Raw genomic sequence first — 18262 nt, forward strand, 5'->3', positions numbered from 1 at the left:
CACTTTCATGGATACTATTTTATTACTTGCCATTTTGGTTATTGTGATTGTACTTTTAACCAATATCAATTCAAAGTTTCAGCAACTTCAAGATACGGTTTATCGTTTACACGAAAAAATCAATGAATTGAGAGATGAATTGAGTTCAAAATCAGTTAAAGACATTCCAAAAGTTGCTCCAGAAATTCAAAAAGAAGCTATTATTCCAAAACCAATTGTGGAAGAAATAGTAGAAAAACCAATTGAAGCTGTTGAAAAAACACCTGAAATCATTCCAGTTGTAGATTCTGTTAAAGAAAAAGAAGAAGTCAAAAAGAAAATCTATATTCAAGCGATTGAACCAGAACAAGCAAGAGAACCAGAGAAAACTTGGTTTGAAAATTTCAAAGAAAATAATCCCGATTTAGAAAAATTCATAGGAGAAAACTTAATCAATAAAATTGGAATTTTAATTCTGGTTTTAGGAATTAGTTTCTTTGTTAAATATGCTATCGATAAAGATTGGATTAACGAAACCGCTCGAGTTGGTATTGGAATTCTTGCAGGTTCGTTAGTAATGGGTGTGGCTCATAAATTAAGACAAAATTACAAAGCATTTAGTTCGGTAATGGTTGCTGGTGCGATTAGTATTTTTTATTTTACTATTGCCATAGCTTTCCATGATTATCATTTGTTTAGTCAAACGGTTGCTTTTGCAATTATGGTCGTAATTACTGCTTTTAGTACGTTTGTTTCAGTGAATTATGATCGACAAGAATTAGCCGTTTTGTCTTTAATTGGAGGATTTGCCGTTCCGTTTATGGTAAGTACTGGTTCTGGAAATTATATAGTTTTATTTACTTATATCGCTATTTTAAACATCGGAATTCTTGGAATTGCCTATTATAAAAAATGGAATTTAGTCACCATTTTATCTTTTGTGTTTACTAATTTGCTTTTCTCTTCTTGGTACTACAAAGAATTGTATGCGGATAAATTACCACATCAAGGCGCTTTAGCTTTTGCTACGTTGTATTATTTTGTTTTCAGTATTGTTGCCGTTTTAAATAATGTAAGAAGAAAGGGCGAATTCTCTACATTAGATTACTTTATAGTAGTTGCCAATACATTTGTGTATTTTGGTTTAGGAATGGGAATTTTACATAATTGGGGAATTGAATTCAAAGGTTTGTTCACGCTTTCGTTGGCGATTTATAATTTAGTTTATGCAGCTATTTTATTCAAGAAATTTGGGTTGGATAAAAATGCGGTGTATTTATTAATTGGTTTGGTACTAACATTTGTAACATTAACGATTCCAATTCAGTTTGAAGGTAATCAAATTACATTGTTTTGGGCTGCCGAAGCGGTTTTGTTATTTTGGTTATCACAAAAATCTAAAATCAGTTTGTTTAAATTGGGCGCAATGGTAGTTCAGTTTTTATCAATTATTAGTTTAATTATCGATTGGGATAAACAATATCGTTTTTCAAACACTGAACTTTTAGTTATATTGAATCCTATTTTCATTACCGGAATTGTAGTTTTGTTATTTTTAATTGGAACTTATTTCTTGTTGAAAAAAGAAAACGAAGCCACTTCTATTTTTAAAATCGACTTTGATCCCGTTTTTTATCGAAATGGTATTATCTGGATTGCTTTGATTCTAGGATATTTTGTTGGAATTTTTGAAATTATTCACCAATCTGGTCAGCATATTGCGAATTCATCGTCAGCTTTGTCATTGTCGGTTGGATATCATTTTATTTTTAGTACCGTATTTGTTTTCTTCGGAATAAAATCTAAAGAAGAATTGGTTCAAAAAATAGCAACGGTACTCGTTATGATTAATGTTGCTTTATACGTGGTTTGGTGGTATAATATTCCTTCAAAAGAAGTGCTTTGGAATATTACCAACAACTTGAACTATTCAATTGCATTTAATTTTCATTACATTATTTTGGCTTGTTTAACCTATTATATTTTAATCTTAGCCAATCAAATTCTAAATAAATCCCACATTGCTTTTTTAAAATCTAAAATTGCGGTTTGGATTTTAGTGTTTTGCGGTGTTTATATTTTGAGCAACGAATTAATTGTACATAATTTATTCGCAGTAGAATCAACAACTATTCTAAACCAAATTGACGAAGATTTTAAAGGTTCTGATTTGCCAAAAGAAACTTTTTACAGTAACGAATACAACGTTCAAGGCAAATTAAACATCATAAAAGTGCAAGTAATAAAAATTGGCTATCCAATCTTATGGGGAATTTTATCTTTTGCATTACTAATATTTGGAATCAAAAAGCTGTGGAAACAATTGCGAATCATTGCGCTATCTTTGTTAGGATTAACAATTGTAAAATTATTCGTTTACGATATCAATAATGTTTCTGAAACTGGTAAAATAATTGCATTCATATTATTAGGAGTGTTGATTTTGATTATTTCGTTTGTATATCAAAAAATCAAAAAATTAGTGGTAGATGAATCTCAAAATGCTAGTTCAGATGAAAATTAATTTAATTGTTCCGATTTATTTTATTTCGATTTTTTGCTTTGGCCAAAGCCATAGTGGAATTGTTGAAAAAGTACAAGAAAAAGGATTTTACAAAGTTTTGATTGAACCTAGAGTTCGAGTTGCTAGTAATGAAAATTTTGATTTTTTGAGACTTTATGATGAAAGAAAAAAAGAAATTCCTTTTGTAGTTGATTTTAATAAAGATAATTTTTTTTCAAACAGATACGCTCAATTAAGAATAGCAGAAAACAAGCAGATTAAAGATTCGCTTTCATACTATGTTGTAAATGTAGTTGATAGAATGAAATACTGTTCAGAATTAAGTTTGAAAATTGCTAACACAGGAATTAATAAAGAATTCAATATAAGTGGAAGTGATGATGGAATTCATTGGTTTGGATTAGTAATGAATTCAATGTTGTATGATTTAAATGATTTTCAAAAAACGTATGTTAGAAAAACCGTTTCATTTCCTAATAACTCTTATAGATATTTAAAAATTGAGTTTAACAACAAGAACTCTTTGCCTGTAAATCTTTTAGAAGTAGGCTATTACATAGGAGAAAATAAGGTAGTGCCAACAGCTGTATTAAAAGATTTTAAGCATAAAATAGTTGTTGATAAAACGAACAAGAAAACCATTATTAAGTTTTCAGCAAATGATTTTCATACCATAGATGGAATTACTTTTAAAATTAGAAATTCTAGATTTTTTAGAGCTGGTTCTGTCTTTATAAATGAAACCAGGAGAGTAAAAAGAAGAGAAGAAACTTACAGAAAGTTAGTTGCTAATTTTAATTTAGATTCAAATACAGCCAATAGTTTTAAGTGGGAAAGTTTTAAAGCAAAAGATTTCGAAATAGAAATTGAAAATTTAGATAATGAGCCGTTGGAAATTCATGAGATTCAATTATTACAAAATCAATTTTATTTGATAGCAGATTTGGATGCATCTAAAAACTATGAACTAATTGTTGATTCTACTTTGTCAAAACCTCAATACGATTTGATAAAATTTTTGCCGAATGATTTGTCTAAATTAAAAATAGTCAGAATTTCAGATTTTAAAGAGATAAATTTTAATAAAGCAAAACCAATACAACAATTCTGGCAAACCAAATGGTTTTTATGGACCGCTATTATTCTAGCTGGATTAATTATTGGTTTTTTCGCTTTAGGATTATTAAAAGATGTAGAGAAGAAAAATTAATCTTCTTCTCTATGAACTTTGTTAAAATCAAAAGCTGGCGTACAAATAGCCAAGTATTCACAAGGCACATCAAACGGATTTGAGTATTGAACGCGTGTGTTTTTCTCAATTTTTATGGATTGACCTGCTTCTAAAATTATTGTTTCGTCTTCGATGATAAATTGCTTTTTACCTTTAATAATGTAGGTGTATTCATCAAATTCAGGTGTTTGAAAAGGTTCGCTCCAACCTGGTGGTGCAATCATATGCGCAATTGAAATGCTGGAATTGTTTGTAGTTGTCAATCCGTGGTGTTCTTCAATCAACTTTCCATCAGTCGTTGGAACTACAAATGGTGCTTTTTGGATAAAATATTTTTTCATTTTGTTACTTCTTAAAAATAAAATAAACTGCCAATATTAAAAAACAAAATCCTACTGCGTGATTCCATCGGAAGGTTTCGTTTTTAAAGAATAGCATCGAGAAAATCACAAAGATTACTAAAGTAATTACTTCTTGAATCACTTTTAATTGCATTAATGAAAAAGGGCCACCATTACCTTGAAATCCGATTTTATTTGCAGGAACTTGAAAAAAATACTCAAACAAAGCTAATCCCCAACTAATCAAAACTATCGTGATTAAGCCTGCGTTCTCAAACCATTTTAATTCTTTAAATTTCAAATGTCCATACCAAGCCAATGTCATAAAAACATTAGAAAGTATTAGTAGTCCTATTGTGATAAAACCTTTCATTTTTTAGTTTATGAGGTTATAGTTTAAAAGGATGAAAGTTTGAAAACTATTTCTTCCAACTTCCAACTCCCAACTTCAATCTTCCAACTATCTTTTAAACATCTTCATTAATAACCCAAAAGCGCCGCGAATAAAACTCGCACTCGTAACCACTTTTGTAATCGATTTTCCTATGACTTCGGTTGTGCTTGGTTCTTCTTTTGCTCTTTTAGTTTCTTCTTTTTGTTCTTCTTCGGTAGCGATTTCTTGTGCTTCAGCTATTTTTTTGTTTAACAACTCATAAGCACTTTCTCGATCTAAAACTTCATTGTATTTTTTAGCCAGTTTTGATTTAGCAATACAAGTTTCAATTTCGGTTGTTGTTAAAATATCCATTCTGCTCATTGGAGCGCGCATCATTGTGGCTACTAATGGCGTTGGAGTTCCTTTTTCGCTTAATGCTGTTACAAAGGCTTCACCAATTCCTAATGATGTCAATACTTCATCCGTTTCATAAAAATCAGTATCGGGATAATTTTCAGCGGTCATTTTGATTGCTTTTCTATCATTCGCTGTAAATGCTCTCAAAGCATGTTGTATTTTTAATCCCAATTGTGCTAAAACACCTGTTGGAACATCCATAGGATTTTGAGTAATGAAATAAACACCAATTCCTTTTGAACGAATTAATTTTATAATAGTTTCAATTTGGTCTTGTAGAGCCTTGCTTGCTTGGTCAAAAATCAAATGTGCTTCATCAATAAAAATCACTAATTCTGGTTGTTCTGCGTCACCTTGCTCAGGCATGGTGTTGTATATTTCAGCCAATAGACTCAACATAAAAGTGGAGAAAAGTTTTGGACGATCTTGAATATCAGTTAATCTAATGATGTTGACATAACCATTACCATTTTCATCAATGCGAAGTAAATCCTGAATATCAAATGATTTTTCACCAAAAAACAACTCCGCACCTTGTTGCTCTAATTCGATGATTTTTCTTAAGATTGAACCTGTAGAGCTGGTTGAAATTCTTCCATATTCAGATTCAAATTCAGATTTACCTTCTTCGGTGGCATATTGTAATACTTTTTTAAAGTCTTTTAAGTCTAATAATGGCAAACTATTATCGTCACAGTATTTAAAAATTACTGAAACAACACCAGCTTGTGTGTCATTTAAATCTAAAATTCTTGAAAATAAAACAGGTCCAAATTCAGAAACCGTAGCTCGTAATCGAACACCATTTTGCTCTGAAATCGTCATTAATTCTACCGGAAATCCTTTAGTTTCATATGAAATCGAAATTTTTTCATGTCGCTCTGTGATAAACGGTTTTTCTTCACCCGGCATTGCAATTCCAGAAAAATCTCCTTTAATATCCATCATTAAAACTGGAATTCCGTTTAGCGACAATTGCTCAGATAAAACTTGAATAGTTTTGGTTTTTCCAGTACCTGTAGCACCAGCAATTAACCCATGACGATTTAATGTTTTTAAAGGGATTTTGACATGTGTGTTTGCAATTGCTTCTCCATCTAAAATTCCACCACCCAAAGTAATAAAATTGCCTTTACATGTATACCCATCGATTATGTGTGTGCTAAAATCGGTTGTTTTGCTCATTTTTTTGAAAAATTTCATGAATTAGTAGTGCAAGTTATTGTTTTTTTTGCAACAAGCAAAGAGAAGTAATTAAATGAATATTTTTTTATTAGTTGCTATAATAAAAGAAAAATATTCTCGTTTTTAAAGAGATTATGTTAAAGTTTTACGATAAAAAAAGAATATGGTTTAACATTAACTTTACACGTTGGTAAACTTATTGTTATTATTTCTTAACATTAGGTGTAAAAACCCAAAAAAAGTTTTTTTTTTCAAAGTAAAAAATTAAATTTGACCCCGGTTAAGTTTGAATTGTAACACTTAACAGAATAATCAACATTTTAAAACTAATAAAATTTTTAAAAAAATGGCAAACGTAAAAAAAGAAACTGGTTCAAACGGAGGTAGTATTTTCTCAGGACTTGTTATTGTAGGGTGTATCTTTATTGGATGGATAGTATGGAGTTTCATTATGGGAGATGGTTCTAACTTCGAAGGTGGAGTTAATACAGGACATCCACTACCAGGAAACTATTTAGCAATGGTTTATAAAGGTGGACCAATCGTACCAGTATTGATGGGATTATTATTAATGGTAGTTGTTTTTTCATTTGAGCGTTTCTTTGTTATTTCTAAAGCAGCTGGAAAAGGTAGTTTAGATAAATTCATGAAAAATGTTCAAGCTAGTATTACTTCAGGAGATATTGATGGTGCTATTGCTACATGTGATAACCAACAAGGTTCTGTAGCTAATGCTGTAAGAGCAGGTTTAGTAAAATATCAAGAAGTTAAAAAAGAAGGATTCAATAGTGAAGAAGCATCAGAAACTATCGCAAAAGAAGTAGAAGAAGCAACTTCATTAGAAATGCCAATGTTAGAGAAAAACTTAACAATCCTTTCTACATTAGTATCTTTAGGTACGTTAGCAGGATTATTAGGAACGGTAACAGGGATGATCAAAGCGTTTGGTGCGTTAGCTTCAACTGGAACTCCAGACCAAGCTGCATTAGCAAATGGTATTTCTGAAGCGTTAATTAATACAGCTACAGGTATCTCTACTTCTGCTTTAGCAATTGTAACGTATAACTTCTTTACTTCAAAAATTGATACATTAACATATTCAATCGACGAAGCTGGATCTACACTTGTTAATACTTACAGACGTTTCAGAGGAAGTTTAAAAAACTAAATAAGTATTAGAATTTTTAAGAAGAATATTTCAAAAAAGTTTTAAACACTAAAAAAGAATTAATGGCTAAAATTAAAATGTCCAAAAAATCTACGTCTATCGACATGACAGCAATGTGTGACGTGGCTTTCCTTTTGCTTACCTTCTTTATTTTGACGGCTACAGCAAAACAACAAGAGCCACTTCCTGTTGATACGCCTTCTTCTACAGTGAAAACAAAATTGCCAGAAACTGATTTGGCAACAATCACTATAGGGAAAGATGTAAATGCTAAAGATAGTATTAGTATATTTTTTGGAGTAACCGGAAGAGACGTTAGAAAACGTACGCTGGAATTAATGGCTCAAAAATATAAACTTTCTTTTTCTGAAGAAGAAATGGAACAATTTGCACTAATTGAATCTTTCGGAGTACCGGTTCAAAATTTGAGTCAAATTATTGCAATGAAAAGTTCTGATAGAAACAAACCTGGTTTCCAACCTGGAATTCCTGCTGATTCTACAGACAATCAGTTAAAAGAATGGATATATAATGCGCGTATTGCTACTTCTGAGATAGCAGATAAAGACCTTAACTTCGCTATTAAAGGCGATGCAAAACAAGAATATCCTTCAGTAAAAAAAGTGATGGATATGTTACAAGACCAAAAAGTTAATCAATTTGATTTAGTTACGGGTCTTAGAGGTAAAGATTATTAAAATATAAAAAGATAAACAATGGCTGAATTAAATACCGAGAGTGGTGGTGACAAAGGCGGCAAGGTAAGAAGTAAGAAAAGCAACGCAAAAGTTGATCTTACTGCCATGGTGGATTTGGCATTCTTATTGATTACATTCTTTATGTTGACAACATCGTTATCTAAACCACAAGCTATGAATTTAGGCTTGCCGGATAAAGGTGATGAGAAAACTGATGAAAAAGATATCAAAGTAGATCAAAAGAGAACTATGACTATTTTATTGGGAGATGATAATAAAATTAAATGGTTCCACGGTTTGTTAGAGGCTCCAGAGCCTAATGGTAAACCTACAGATGCTACTTATGGTAAGAATGGTATCAGAAAAGAACTAGTTAAAAGAGTTAAGTCGGTTGCTGAATATTGTGCATCGAAACAAGGAAGTAAACCTGGTGATGGTTTGATTGTAATTATTAAACCTTCTAAAAAATCTACTTATAGAAATATTGTAGATATATTAGATGAAATGGCAATTACAGATGTACCAACTTATGCTATCGTGAACGATTTTACTCCTGAGGAGAAAAAACTAATTGAAGAGAAATAAGCAGTAGCTTATTTAGTAATCTATTAATTAAGGAAAATGAAATTAGATATATTAAAAACTTCGTGGTTAGATATCGTTTTTGAAGGACGTAATCAAGCATATGGTGCTTATGAATTGCGTAAAAAAAATCCAAAAACAACTGCGATTGCAATGATATTAGGTGCATTCGTTTTTGTTCTAGCATTGAGCACGCCAAAAATTATGGCATTAATTGAAAGTGCAACGGCTAAAGAGGAGACTACATTAGACGAAAAAATTGTAACCATTAAATTACCTCCAAAAAAAGTAGAGGAAATTAAAAATTTACCACCTCCACCTCCACCACCTCCAAAAGTGGATCAAGTGAAATTCGTTAAGCCAGTCGTAGCAAAAACAGAAGAAGTAACTGAAGCTGTTGCTAAGATTGATGATATGAAAGACAAAGATATTTCTGATGCAAACAGAAAAGGAGATGAAGATGCTGAACGTCAATTTGAGAAACCTGTAGGTGATGGTCCAACTAAACCTGTTGAAGACGATAATGTGTACAACATGGCTGTTATTTCTGTTAAACCAGAATTCCCAGGTGGTATTGATAAATTCTACAAATATGTTGGAAGTAAATTCCAAGTTCCAGAAGTGGACGGATTAAAAGGTAGAATATTTGTACAGTTCGTAGTTGAAAAAGATGGTTCGTTAACGGATATCAAAGTATTAAAAGATATTGGTCACGGAACAGATAAAGAAGCTATTCGAGTACTTAAAAATTGTCCAAAATGGGCGCCAGGTGAAAACAATGGTAAAAAAATTAGAGTACAGTACCAGCTTCCTATTACAATTCAAGCTGCAGCTGAATAATGCTCAAAAAATTAGCTAATAAATTTATGGAGAAATCGCTCAAAGAGCGGTTTCTTCTTGCTATAGGAGTACTCCTATTTTTAATCTATTTGTTTTTCGGTTTAATAATTATTTTCTGGAAAGAGTTGCCATTAAATATGGCGCCAAACTATAGATTAGCTCTTGGAGTTGTTTTAATTGTGTATTCATTTTTAAGATTTTTTCGTTTTTTTAATAAAGATTAATTTTTATGAAAACTACTTACCGTTATATTTTTCTTTTACTAGCATTATTTTTTATTTCATTTTCTTGTTCCAAAAAGGATGAAGCAAAAAATAGTGAAAATATTTTGAAAGGAAACGCAGAAATAGTAGTTGATGAAACTTTATTTCCAATCGTAGAAGATCAAAAAATTATTTTTGAAACAAATTATGATGCAACTATTAGTATTGTTTCACAACCCGAAAACCAAGCAATTGCAGCTTTGCTTTCTGGAAAACAAAAAATCGCAATCTTGTCGAGAAAATTATCAGTTGCTGAAGAAACACAAATTAAAAACAAAAATATAACGCCAAAAGTTACACATTTTGCAACAGATGGTGTTGTTTTTATAAAAGGAATTTCTTCGGCTACAACTTCAATTGATTTGGCTGATGTGGTAAATTTTTTGAATGGAAAAAATATTGCATCAATTAAAGGATTAGTTTTTGAAAGTGCTAATTCTAGTACTGTTCGCAGTTTAACAGAATTAGCAAAAATTGAAACTATACCTCAAGCAGATAATATTTTTTCTGTAAATACAAGTGAAGAATTGATAAAATATATTGCTGAAAACCCTGAATATGTAGGTATTGTGGGCTTAAATTGGCTTACACAACCAACAGTTGAAAATCAAAAATATGTAGATGCAATTAAAATGTTAAGCGTAAAAGGAATTAATCAAAACGAGTTTGTTTTTCCAAGTCAAGACATGATTGCTTCTCAAAAATATCCTTTGGCACGTGATTTGTATATTATAAATTGTCAAGGTTATGCAGGTCTTGGAATGGGCTTTGGTTCATTTATTACAGGAGAAAAAGGACAACGAATTGTTTTACAAGCAGGTTTGGTTCCAGCTCGCTTCCCAAGCCGCAAAATTGTAACTAGAAAAGAAATAATTAAAGAAGAAAATAAATAAAATTAGGTATGAAAAAGACATTAGTTTTTAGTATTGCATTATTAGCAACAGCAACTATTAGCAATGCGCAAGATTTTGCTCAAGCTAATAAATCTATTGATGCTGAACAATATGAAAAAGCAAAATCTGAATTAAAAGCAATCTATCAAGCCAAACCTTCTAATGGTAAAGCTGCATTTTTATTGGGTACAATATATCTTAAGCAAAACGTGCAGGATTCTGCAAAATTATTTTTTGATAAAGGTGTAAGTGCTTCAGAATTTTCAAAGCTTAATCAAATTGGTTTAGGTCAAATAGATTTAGATAACAATAAAATTGCTGAAGCGAAAACAAAATTTGATTTAGTATTAAAAGATACTAAAAAGAAAGATTTTGAAGAATACATCTATGTGGCTCAAGCTTATATGAATGCAGATAAGCCAAATTACAAAGCTGCTATAGAAGTAATGTTGAAAGCTAAATTAAATCATCCAGAAAATGCTAAAGTTTTATTAGCACTTGGTGACGCATATTATGGTGATAAAAATCAAAATGATGCATATGTTGCTTATAGAGATGCATATAAATTTGATCCAACATTAATTCGTGCTAAAATGCAGTCTGGCGTTTTGTTAAAAGGAGCAAAAGCATATGTTGAAGCAGAAAAGGCATTAAATGAGGTGGTTGCTGCAAATCCAAATTATGGTCCTGCTTATAGAGAATTAGCTGAAACTTATTATTATTGGGCAAACAATCAACCAAAAACGTATACTCAAAATATTGCAAAAGCGTTAGAATTTTATAAAAAATACATGTCTATGACAGACTATTCTTTAAGTTCTCGTATGCGTTATGCGGATTTCTTAATTCTAGCAAAAGAGTATAAAGCACTTGAAGTTGAAGCAAATAAAATGAAAGAATTAGATAATGTAAATCCAAGAATTTTACGTTATTTAGGATATGCTGCTTATGAAAATGGAAATACAGATCTAGCTATTAAATCTTTAAATGATTATTTGTCAAACCCTAATAATAAAATAATTGGTCGTGATTATTTGTATTTAGGTTTAGCAAAGATTAAAAAAGGAACTAGTGCAGATGGTAAAACTATAGATGCAACTTTATTAAAAGAAGCTGTAGCGGAATTAAATAAAGCGGTTGAAAAAGAAGTAATTATTGTTAATGAATTTAATGCGATAGGTGCTAAGTTTTTTGAACAAAAACAATATAAAGAAGCGGCTTCAATTTTTGAAGTTGGGGCTTCAAAATCAGATAACAAAAATTACTTAGATGATAACTTGTTTTATGGTTTGTCTGTTTATTATGATAACAATAAGAATGGTGTAAAACCAAATATTGAAGATTTACAAAAAGCAGAGATAGCATTTGACAATGTTTTAAAATCTTCGCCAAATTATCAAGACGCATATATTTTTAAAGCAAGATGCAATAGATTGTTAGAGAATGATGAAAATATGGCTAAGAATTATGAAGCATATTTAGAAAAAATTACAGCTAAAGGTGCTGAAGAAATGGCTAAACCATCAAACAAATCTAAATTAATTGAGTCATATAATAATATCGGTGCGCATTATGCAAATTCTGATATAGCAAAAGCAAAAGAGTTTTTCAATAAAACATTATTGTTAGATGCTACAAATGCTTATGCTACTGATTCTTTAAAATCATTAAAATAATAAATTATTCTCAAGAATATAAAAAGCCAGTATTTTACTGGCTTTTTTTGTTTGTAAAATAAAGATGATTTTAATTCTTAATTAAATGAAGTATCTTTGCAAACTATTTTAAAAGTAAATGTTGAAGAAAGAAACACAATTAGCGGTTGAAAAAGGCGAAATGTTGCCTTTAATGGAGGAGTTTTATACGATTCAAGGCGAAGGATATCATACAGGAACAGCAGCTTATTTCATTAGAATTGGCGGTTGTGATGTAGGTTGCCATTGGTGTGATGTAAAAGAAAGTTGGAATGCCGAATTACATCCTCCAACGAATACCGATGTAATTGTTGCCAACGCCAAAAAATATGCCGATACAGTTGTAGTTACCGGTGGAGAACCTTTAACATGGGACATGAAGTTATTGACTTCTAAATTAAAAGCACAAAATCTAAAAGTACATATTGAAACTTCTGGAGCTTACGAAGTTTCGGGAATTTGGGATTGGTTTTGTTTGTCGCCAAAGAAAAATAAATTACCAGTTCAAAGTGCTTACGATATCGCTAACGAATTAAAAGTAATCATCTACAATAAACACGATTTCATTTTTGCAGAAGAACAAGCAGCTAAAGTAAATCCAAACGCCATTTTATTTTTACAACCCGAATGGAGTAAAAAAGAAGAAATGACACCTTTGATTGTTGATTATGTGATGAACAATCCAAAATGGAGAGTTTCATTGCAAACGCATAAATATTTGAATATTCCTTAATTATATGAAGAAGTTTTTAGTATTAGCCGTATTTGTGTTGTTTTCAAACTTGAGCTTTTCTCAATTAGGAGGAGAAGATGAAGTGTACTTAGATGGTGAGTTTATCGAAGCCAAATTTCAAAATGGAGGAATTGATAAATTTTACGATTACATAATTACCAATTTTGATACTCAAACAGTTGAAAAAAAAGGACAAATTATTTTTGAATTCACCGTAAATGAAAATGGAGAAGTAAAAAATATAAAAGTTGTTCGCGATTTAGGAACGAATTCGGCTGTTGAATTAATTCGAGTTTTGCGAAAAGCTCCAAAGTGGCAACCTGCAACAAGAGGAGGAAAGCCAGTTAGCATTAACTTAAAAATGCCTTTGACATTTAAATAAACAAAAAATCCCAAATTGATAGTTTTGGGATTTTTCGTTTTTATATGTATAGCTTCGCTAAATAATCAAAATGCTTCCCTTCTAAAATCAATTCGCATTCTAAACCATTTGCATTTGAGGCGTTTTGTAGCGTGTTATAATCCAAATATAACCAATCAAAAGTGTCTTCGGTTTCTCCTTTATATTGAATAGTGAACGTTAATTCGCCATAATAACCATTTGCAGGAACCTCGTAAGCACCATCTTCGTCTTGGTCGTACATATAAATTAAGTCCGAACTATCAATTAAAATTTGTCCGCCTTCATTTAAAAGCGATTTTAATTTTTGCAAGAACTTCGAAATCTGATTCATTTTTCCGAAAATCCCAGTTCCATTCATCAAAAGAAGAATAGTATCGAATTTTTCTGAAGTATCTAAGTCCAAGACATCCGAAACTTTGCAATTTTTCAAACCTCGCAATTCACAAGCTTTAATTGCATTTTCCGAAATATCAATTGCGGTAACATCAAAACCTTTTTCTTGCAAATACAAAGCGTGACTTCCAGCACCGCAACCTACATCTAAAACTTTTCCTTTTGCTAATTGCAAAGCCTTTTGTTCTAATTTGGGCATGTCTTTAAAATCACGAAACAAATAGGCAACGCTCATTTCATCTGCTTCCGAAATTGAAGTTTCAGTAATTAAATCTTCTGGAGAATTATTGGTTTGATAGTCTAAAATGGCTTTTCCGAAAAGGTCTTTCATTGCTTTTTGTTTAAAGTTTCAGGGTTTTTTAGTTTCAAGTTCTTAACTTTGTGGCTCAACTTGAAACTTTAAACTTGAAACCAAAAATCGACGAACTCGGAAAACTTGCCAAAGATACACATAACGAAACCAAAAAGTATTTTGACAAGTTAAAAAAGAAAACACCCAAGAATTTGGATTATGTAATGCAAGATTTACACGATGCCGAATTCAAAAAAACGGATTGTTTGGAGTGTGCCAATTGTTGCAAAACAACCGGACCTTTATTTACTTCGGCCGATATTGAACGAATTTCGAAAAGTTTTCGTCAAAAACCACAACAATTTATCGACCAATATCTTCGCATTGATGAAGATAATGATTACGTTTTAAAAAGTGTGCCATGTGCGTTTTTAGATAGTGACAACAAATGTTTCATCTACGATGTTCGCCCAAAAGCCTGTCGAGAATTCCCACATACCGACAGAAAGAAATTCCAACAAATTTCAGATTTAACTTTGAAAAATGTTGCAATTTGTCCAGCTGCGTTTAATATTGTGGAAAAAATGAAGGAGAAGTTGCCTTTGTAATATGAAAATTTATAAATCAAAAGTCGATTGGTGGTTAGGATTACCACTAATTTACCCAATATTCAGAAGTATACAGTCAATTTTTGATGGCGAAATGTTTGGTTATCTGGCATTGATTGGGATAATTTTTGTAATTCTATTTGTGTCTAAAACTACAAGATATATCATTAGTGAAGATAAACTGATTGTAAAAAGTATGTGGATTGTGAATGATAATATTGAAATCAATTCAATCAGAAAAATTGAAAAATCAAATTCAATACTTAGTGCGCCAGCTTTATCTTTGGATAGACTAGTTATTAAATATAATAAATTTGATGAGATTTACATTTCCCCAAAAGATAAGCAGTTATTTGTAAATGAATTGATAAAGATTAATCCCAATATTGAAGTTGCAATTTAATTAGTAAGTTAATTTTACTCCCATCATCCATCATCATTCATAAATCAAATATTTCTTTCTCACTTCTTTAAACTGTTCCAAACCTTCTTGCCAAGTTTTTCTAATTTCTTTTTCGGTTATTCCGTCTTCAATTTGTTCGCGAAGTTTTTTGGTTCCGGCTAATTTGGTAAAGAAATCATTGAAGAAAACGGTTTTATCTGCTGTGTTTTCGTAGGCTTTCAATAACCATTTTAATTCTAATCGGTGTACTTTTCTAATTTCTGTTAAATCTTCGCCAAAACATAACTTTCCATTATGAACAGGGTCTTTAGCTCCAAAATTTGGTTTCGGAGTAAAGCTGAAATCAAATTCGCTTTCAGGTAAAAATGGTGAACCGTAAATTTGAAATTGCTTTTCGGTACCGCGACCTAAACTTACATTCGTGCCTTCAAAAAAGCACAAACTCGCATATAAATTAATCGATTGATCGTTCGGTAAATTAGGCGAAGGCTTCACAGGTAAACTATATTTCATATCGTGCGAATAGTTCAAACAAGGCGCTATTTTCAAATCGCATTGTAGACTATCTTTCAACCATTTTTCTCCGTTAATCATTTTTGCATATTCGCCAATCGTCATCCCATGCAAAACCGGAATTTCATGCATCCCAACAAAACTCTTATGTTCTTTTTCTAAAATCGGACCATCAATAATAGTTCCATTCGGATTTGGTCGGTCTAAGACTAAAAGTGGAATATTATTTTCCGCACAAGCTTCCATCACATAATGTAACGACGAAATATATGTGTAAAATCGCGCGCCAACATCTTGCAAATCAAAAACCAAAATATCAATTCCTTCTAATTGTTCTGGTTTTGGCTTTTTGTTGTTTCCGTAAAGGGAAATAATCGGCAAATTTGTTTTGGTGTCTTTTCCATCAACGATTAATTCACCTGCATCAGCTGTTCCTCTAAAACCGTGTTCAGGAGCATAAATTTTCTGAAGATTGATGTTTTGTTCTAATAGAAAATCGACAATTGAAACTTCTTTATTTGTTAATTTAGCTTGAGGTTTGATTCTTGGATCTTGTACATATATCATTTCAATTGACTCATATTTAATAATACCCGTCTGATTTGTAACAACTCCAACTCGTTTATCTTTCAATAAAGGCAAATAACTTTCAAAGTTTTCAGCACCGGTTTTAAAAGCGACATCTGTTGAAGAAGAAGTCAAATTAACATTATTATTGCTCGGTTTTAGCTGCGGAATAGCCTTTTTGTTACTTCCACACGAAACGATTAGTAAAGAAAAAAATAATAATGTACTTTTGAAAAATAATTTAGATGTCATAAAAACCTTGAATTTAGAATATTTCATAACCAAAAGACTAATTGCTGCTAAAAGTTATAAAAGTAGTATTTCTTCGCCAATTATAAAAATTGCGATTACGGCAATTGCCATCGGAATTATTATGATGATTATGGCGGTGGCTACGGGTGTTGGACTTCAAGATAAAATTCGCGAGAAAGTTTCAGCTTTCAACGGACATATTATTATTTCTAATTTCGATGACAATCAATCGCAAGTTACTACTGAACCTATTTCCATCAATCAAAGTTTTTATCCTAGGTTCAGAAATGTAGAAGGAATAAGTCACGTTCAAGCCGTAGCAAGTAAAGCCGGAATCATTCGCACAGAAAAAGCTTTCGAAGGAATCATATATAAAGGTGTTGGCAAAGATTATAATTTCACCAATTTAGAAGAATATCTAGTCGATGGTAAAATCCCAAATCTAAAATCCGAACTTAATACTGAAGTTCTGATTTCGGAATACTTATCTAAACGTCTTCATTTAAAAGTAGGAGATAAGTTTCTAACTTTCTTCATGAAAGAAAACGGAAAACTTCCAAATAAAAGAAACTTCCTAATTACTGGAATTTTCAACTCAGGTTTTCAAGAATTCGATGCTACTTATATAATAGGAGATATTCGCCACGTGCAACTCATCAATAAATGGCAACCAACAGAAGTCGGAGCATTTGAAGTTTTCGTAGATGATTTCTCAAAAATCAAAGAAAAAGGGGAGGAAGTCTACAAAGAAATTCCGCCTACATATAATAGTATCACCATCGAAGAAAAGTATTACAGCATTTTCGAATGGCTAAAATTGTTTGATTTTAATATTTTAGTAATTCTAATTGTAATGATTGTGGTAGCTACTATTAATATGGTAGTAGCATTGTTAGTCCTAATTTTAGAACGCACCCAAATGATTGGAATTCTAAAAGCCATGGGTGCTAACAACTGGAATGTTAGAAAAATATTCCTCTATAACGCTTTCTATTTAATCGCCCGCGGATTATTTTGGGGAAATCTAATCGCAATTTCCTTATTGTTAATTCAAAAATTCTTCGGCGTAATCCAACTCAATCCCGAAAACTACTACGTAAACGAAGCGCCCGTAAGTATTAATTTGATTCACATTGTATTATTAAATATCGGAACAGTAATCGTTTGTTTGTTGGTGTTGTTAATCCCATCTTACATCATCACCAAAATTTCACCAGTAAAAGCAATACGTTTCGATTAATTTTTTTTAGCAGCACACGTTTTTGCATTCCAGATAAATATCTATTTATCGCTACCCTTGTCCTTTCCGAGCTTGCGAGGAATCCTTTGTACTTGAACTTGCCCTTGTCCTTCCGCCGAAGAAGGAATCTCCTTTGCAGCAGGCTATGGCTTAACGGAGTTAAGCCCACAATCCACTTCTATGAACTTTACCTATATTATATATAAGTAAAAAAAAGCTTACATGACTTATATGTTTAACAAATCCTTCGCAACCATTGCGCCACCTTTGCGGTTAAATAAAAAAAAACTTTGTTGTATTAAATCCTTGTTATCAGTGAGTTAAGAAAAACATCAGAAAAAAGACGAAAAAAAGATTACAAAAGGCTTGTGGATAAAGAAAAGATTTCTACTTTTGCACCCGCATTAGAGCAGAAGTTCATACACAAACTGGGAGATTAAACAAATCAAAAAAACTTTAAAAAAAGTCAAAAAAAGATTTGGATAATATAAAGTAAAGGTAGTATCTTTGCCGACCCGAAACGAAAGAATCGGGGAGTACAAGTTCTTAAAAATAGTGGCTAAGTGGATTAGAAAAAATAATCAAAAAATTTTTTCAAAAAAGCTTGCCAGATTAAAAAAGAGTTGTACTTTTGCACCCGCTAATCGAATGAGAGGCGATAAAAAGA

18 protein-coding genes are annotated in these 18262 nt (G+C 31.4%); 13 read left to right on the forward strand and 5 right to left on the reverse strand.

The features are described 5' to 3' along the window. Nucleotides 1–7: 7 nt before the first annotated feature. Entirely contained in the window at nucleotides 8–2503 is a 2496-nt protein-coding gene (locus G4L40_RS11795) for a DUF2339 domain-containing protein (protein ID WP_166237403.1), read from the forward strand. Then, the gene (locus G4L40_RS11800; RefSeq protein WP_166237404.1) at nucleotides 2493–3713 is read left to right on the forward strand and encodes a hypothetical protein; all 1221 of its coding nucleotides are present in this window, start codon (nucleotides 2493–2495) and stop codon (nucleotides 3711–3713) included. Before G4L40_RS11795 ends, G4L40_RS11800 begins: the two co-directional genes overlap by 11 nt. Here the strand turns inward: G4L40_RS11800 and G4L40_RS11805 are convergent. The 3 genes from G4L40_RS11805 to G4L40_RS11815 form a co-directional block, all read right to left on the reverse strand. Continuing rightward, nucleotides 3710–4075, reverse strand: a complete 366-nt coding sequence (locus G4L40_RS11805; RefSeq protein WP_166237405.1) for a cupin domain-containing protein — start codon at nucleotides 4073–4075, stop codon at nucleotides 3710–3712. The two genes, G4L40_RS11800 and G4L40_RS11805, sit on opposite strands and share 4 nt — an antisense overlap. Before the next feature lie 4 nt (nucleotides 4076–4079). Continuing rightward, nucleotides 4080–4448 (reverse strand): DMT family protein, encoded by a 369-nt coding sequence (locus G4L40_RS11810; RefSeq protein ID WP_166237406.1) that lies wholly within the window; start codon nucleotides 4446–4448, stop codon nucleotides 4080–4082. Between the two features lie 87 nt (nucleotides 4449–4535). Beyond that, nucleotides 4536–6053 carry a helicase HerA-like domain-containing protein gene (locus tag G4L40_RS11815; RefSeq protein ID WP_166237407.1) on the reverse strand — a complete coding sequence of 506 codons (1518 nt, stop codon included), beginning with the start codon at nucleotides 6051–6053 and terminating at the stop codon, nucleotides 4536–4538. Between the two features lie 346 nt (nucleotides 6054–6399). Here G4L40_RS11815 and G4L40_RS11820 point away from each other — a divergent pair, with 346 nt between their 5' ends. From G4L40_RS11820 to G4L40_RS11855, 8 genes are all read left to right on the forward strand, one after another. Then, entirely contained in the window at nucleotides 6400–7221 is an 822-nt protein-coding gene (locus G4L40_RS11820; RefSeq protein ID WP_166237408.1) for a MotA/TolQ/ExbB proton channel family protein, read from the forward strand. A gap of 62 nt (nucleotides 7222–7283) precedes the next feature. Next, nucleotides 7284–7919, forward strand: coding sequence for an ExbD/TolR family protein (locus G4L40_RS11825; protein WP_166237409.1), 636 nt, complete (start codon nucleotides 7284–7286; stop codon nucleotides 7917–7919). A gap of 18 nt (nucleotides 7920–7937) precedes the next feature. Next, the gene (locus G4L40_RS11830) at nucleotides 7938–8504 is read left to right on the forward strand and encodes an ExbD/TolR family protein (protein WP_166237410.1); all 567 of its coding nucleotides are present in this window, start codon (nucleotides 7938–7940) and stop codon (nucleotides 8502–8504) included. Between the two features lie 36 nt (nucleotides 8505–8540). Beyond that, nucleotides 8541–9341: an energy transducer TonB gene (locus G4L40_RS11835; protein WP_166237411.1), complete on the forward strand. Its 801-nt coding sequence runs from the start codon at nucleotides 8541–8543 to the stop codon at nucleotides 9339–9341. A 229-nt stretch (nucleotides 9342–9570) separates the two neighbouring features. Further along, nucleotides 9571–10497 carry a PstS family phosphate ABC transporter substrate-binding protein gene (locus G4L40_RS11840; RefSeq protein ID WP_166237412.1) on the forward strand — a complete coding sequence of 309 codons (927 nt, stop codon included), beginning with the start codon at nucleotides 9571–9573 and terminating at the stop codon, nucleotides 10495–10497. An 8-nt stretch (nucleotides 10498–10505) separates the two neighbouring features. After that, complete coding sequence (locus G4L40_RS11845) at nucleotides 10506–12173, forward strand: tetratricopeptide repeat protein (protein WP_166237413.1); 1668 nt, start codon at nucleotides 10506–10508, stop codon at nucleotides 12171–12173. A 118-nt stretch (nucleotides 12174–12291) separates the two neighbouring features. Next, on the forward strand, nucleotides 12292–12924 hold the full coding sequence (locus G4L40_RS11850; protein WP_166237414.1) for a 7-carboxy-7-deazaguanine synthase QueE: 633 nt from the start codon (nucleotides 12292–12294) through the stop codon (nucleotides 12922–12924). Nucleotides 12925–12928: 4 nt separating this feature from the next. Beyond that, entirely contained in the window at nucleotides 12929–13306 is a 378-nt protein-coding gene (locus G4L40_RS11855) for an energy transducer TonB (RefSeq protein ID WP_166237415.1), read from the forward strand. Between the two features lie 40 nt (nucleotides 13307–13346). Here G4L40_RS11855 and G4L40_RS11860 read toward each other — a convergent pair whose 3' ends face one another. Next, a complete protein-coding gene (locus tag G4L40_RS11860) occupies nucleotides 13347–14051 on the reverse strand; it encodes a class I SAM-dependent methyltransferase (RefSeq protein ID WP_166237416.1) in 705 nt (234 codons plus the stop codon). Nucleotides 14052–14125: 74 nt separating this feature from the next. Here G4L40_RS11860 and G4L40_RS11865 point away from each other — a divergent pair, with 74 nt between their 5' ends. Then, nucleotides 14126–14620 carry a YkgJ family cysteine cluster protein gene (locus G4L40_RS11865; RefSeq protein ID WP_166237417.1) on the forward strand — a complete coding sequence of 165 codons (495 nt, stop codon included), beginning with the start codon at nucleotides 14126–14128 and terminating at the stop codon, nucleotides 14618–14620. Between the two features lies 1 nt (nucleotide 14621). Continuing rightward, nucleotides 14622–15023: a PH domain-containing protein gene (locus G4L40_RS11870; RefSeq protein WP_166237418.1), complete on the forward strand. Its 402-nt coding sequence runs from the start codon at nucleotides 14622–14624 to the stop codon at nucleotides 15021–15023. Nucleotides 15024–15056: 33 nt separating this feature from the next. Here G4L40_RS11870 and G4L40_RS11875 read toward each other — a convergent pair whose 3' ends face one another. Continuing rightward, the gene (locus tag G4L40_RS11875; RefSeq protein ID WP_166237419.1) at nucleotides 15057–16355 is read right to left on the reverse strand and encodes an exo-beta-N-acetylmuramidase NamZ family protein; all 1299 of its coding nucleotides are present in this window, start codon (nucleotides 16353–16355) and stop codon (nucleotides 15057–15059) included. Nucleotides 16356–16362: 7 nt separating this feature from the next. On the opposite strand from G4L40_RS11875, the gene G4L40_RS11880 reads away from it, so the two are divergent. Next, the gene (locus tag G4L40_RS11880; protein WP_166237420.1) at nucleotides 16363–17595 is read left to right on the forward strand and encodes an ABC transporter permease; all 1233 of its coding nucleotides are present in this window, start codon (nucleotides 16363–16365) and stop codon (nucleotides 17593–17595) included. Nucleotides 17596–18262 lie beyond the last annotated feature (667 nt).

Source organism: Flavobacterium celericrescens (genome assembly GCF_011392075.1).
Taxonomy (GTDB): Bacteria; Bacteroidota; Bacteroidia; order Flavobacteriales; family Flavobacteriaceae; genus Flavobacterium; species Flavobacterium celericrescens.

What these genes read in the sequence shown, in the direction of transcription:
- G4L40_RS11870 (WP_166237418.1), top strand. Translation starts at nt 14,622, where the DNA reads ATGAAAATTTATAAATCAAAAGTCGATTGGTGGTTAGGATTACCACTA.
- G4L40_RS11810 (WP_166237406.1), bottom strand. Translation starts at nt 4,448, where the DNA reads ATGAAAGGTTTTATCACAATAGGACTACTAATACTTTCTAATGTTTTT.
- G4L40_RS11845 (WP_166237413.1), top strand. Translation starts at nt 10,506, where the DNA reads ATGAAAAAGACATTAGTTTTTAGTATTGCATTATTAGCAACAGCAACT.
- G4L40_RS11795 (WP_166237403.1), top strand. Translation starts at nt 8, where the DNA reads ATGGATACTATTTTATTACTTGCCATTTTGGTTATTGTGATTGTACTT.
- G4L40_RS11850 (WP_166237414.1), top strand. Translation starts at nt 12,292, where the DNA reads ATGTTGAAGAAAGAAACACAATTAGCGGTTGAAAAAGGCGAAATGTTG.
- G4L40_RS11835 (WP_166237411.1), top strand. Translation starts at nt 8,541, where the DNA reads ATGAAATTAGATATATTAAAAACTTCGTGGTTAGATATCGTTTTTGAA.
- G4L40_RS11820 (WP_166237408.1), top strand. Translation starts at nt 6,400, where the DNA reads ATGGCAAACGTAAAAAAAGAAACTGGTTCAAACGGAGGTAGTATTTTC.
- G4L40_RS11830 (WP_166237410.1), top strand. Translation starts at nt 7,938, where the DNA reads ATGGCTGAATTAAATACCGAGAGTGGTGGTGACAAAGGCGGCAAGGTA.
- G4L40_RS11805 (WP_166237405.1), bottom strand. Translation starts at nt 4,075, where the DNA reads ATGAAAAAATATTTTATCCAAAAAGCACCATTTGTAGTTCCAACGACT.
- G4L40_RS11875 (WP_166237419.1), bottom strand. Translation starts at nt 16,355, where the DNA reads ATGACATCTAAATTATTTTTCAAAAGTACATTATTATTTTTTTCTTTA.
- G4L40_RS11800 (WP_166237404.1), top strand. Translation starts at nt 2,493, where the DNA reads ATGAAAATTAATTTAATTGTTCCGATTTATTTTATTTCGATTTTTTGC.
- G4L40_RS11825 (WP_166237409.1), top strand. Translation starts at nt 7,284, where the DNA reads ATGGCTAAAATTAAAATGTCCAAAAAATCTACGTCTATCGACATGACA.
- G4L40_RS11840 (WP_166237412.1), top strand. Translation starts at nt 9,571, where the DNA reads ATGAAAACTACTTACCGTTATATTTTTCTTTTACTAGCATTATTTTTT.
- G4L40_RS11860 (WP_166237416.1), bottom strand. Translation starts at nt 14,051, where the DNA reads ATGAAAGACCTTTTCGGAAAAGCCATTTTAGACTATCAAACCAATAAT.
- G4L40_RS11815 (WP_166237407.1), bottom strand. Translation starts at nt 6,053, where the DNA reads ATGAGCAAAACAACCGATTTTAGCACACACATAATCGATGGGTATACA.
- G4L40_RS11855 (WP_166237415.1), top strand. Translation starts at nt 12,929, where the DNA reads ATGAAGAAGTTTTTAGTATTAGCCGTATTTGTGTTGTTTTCAAACTTG.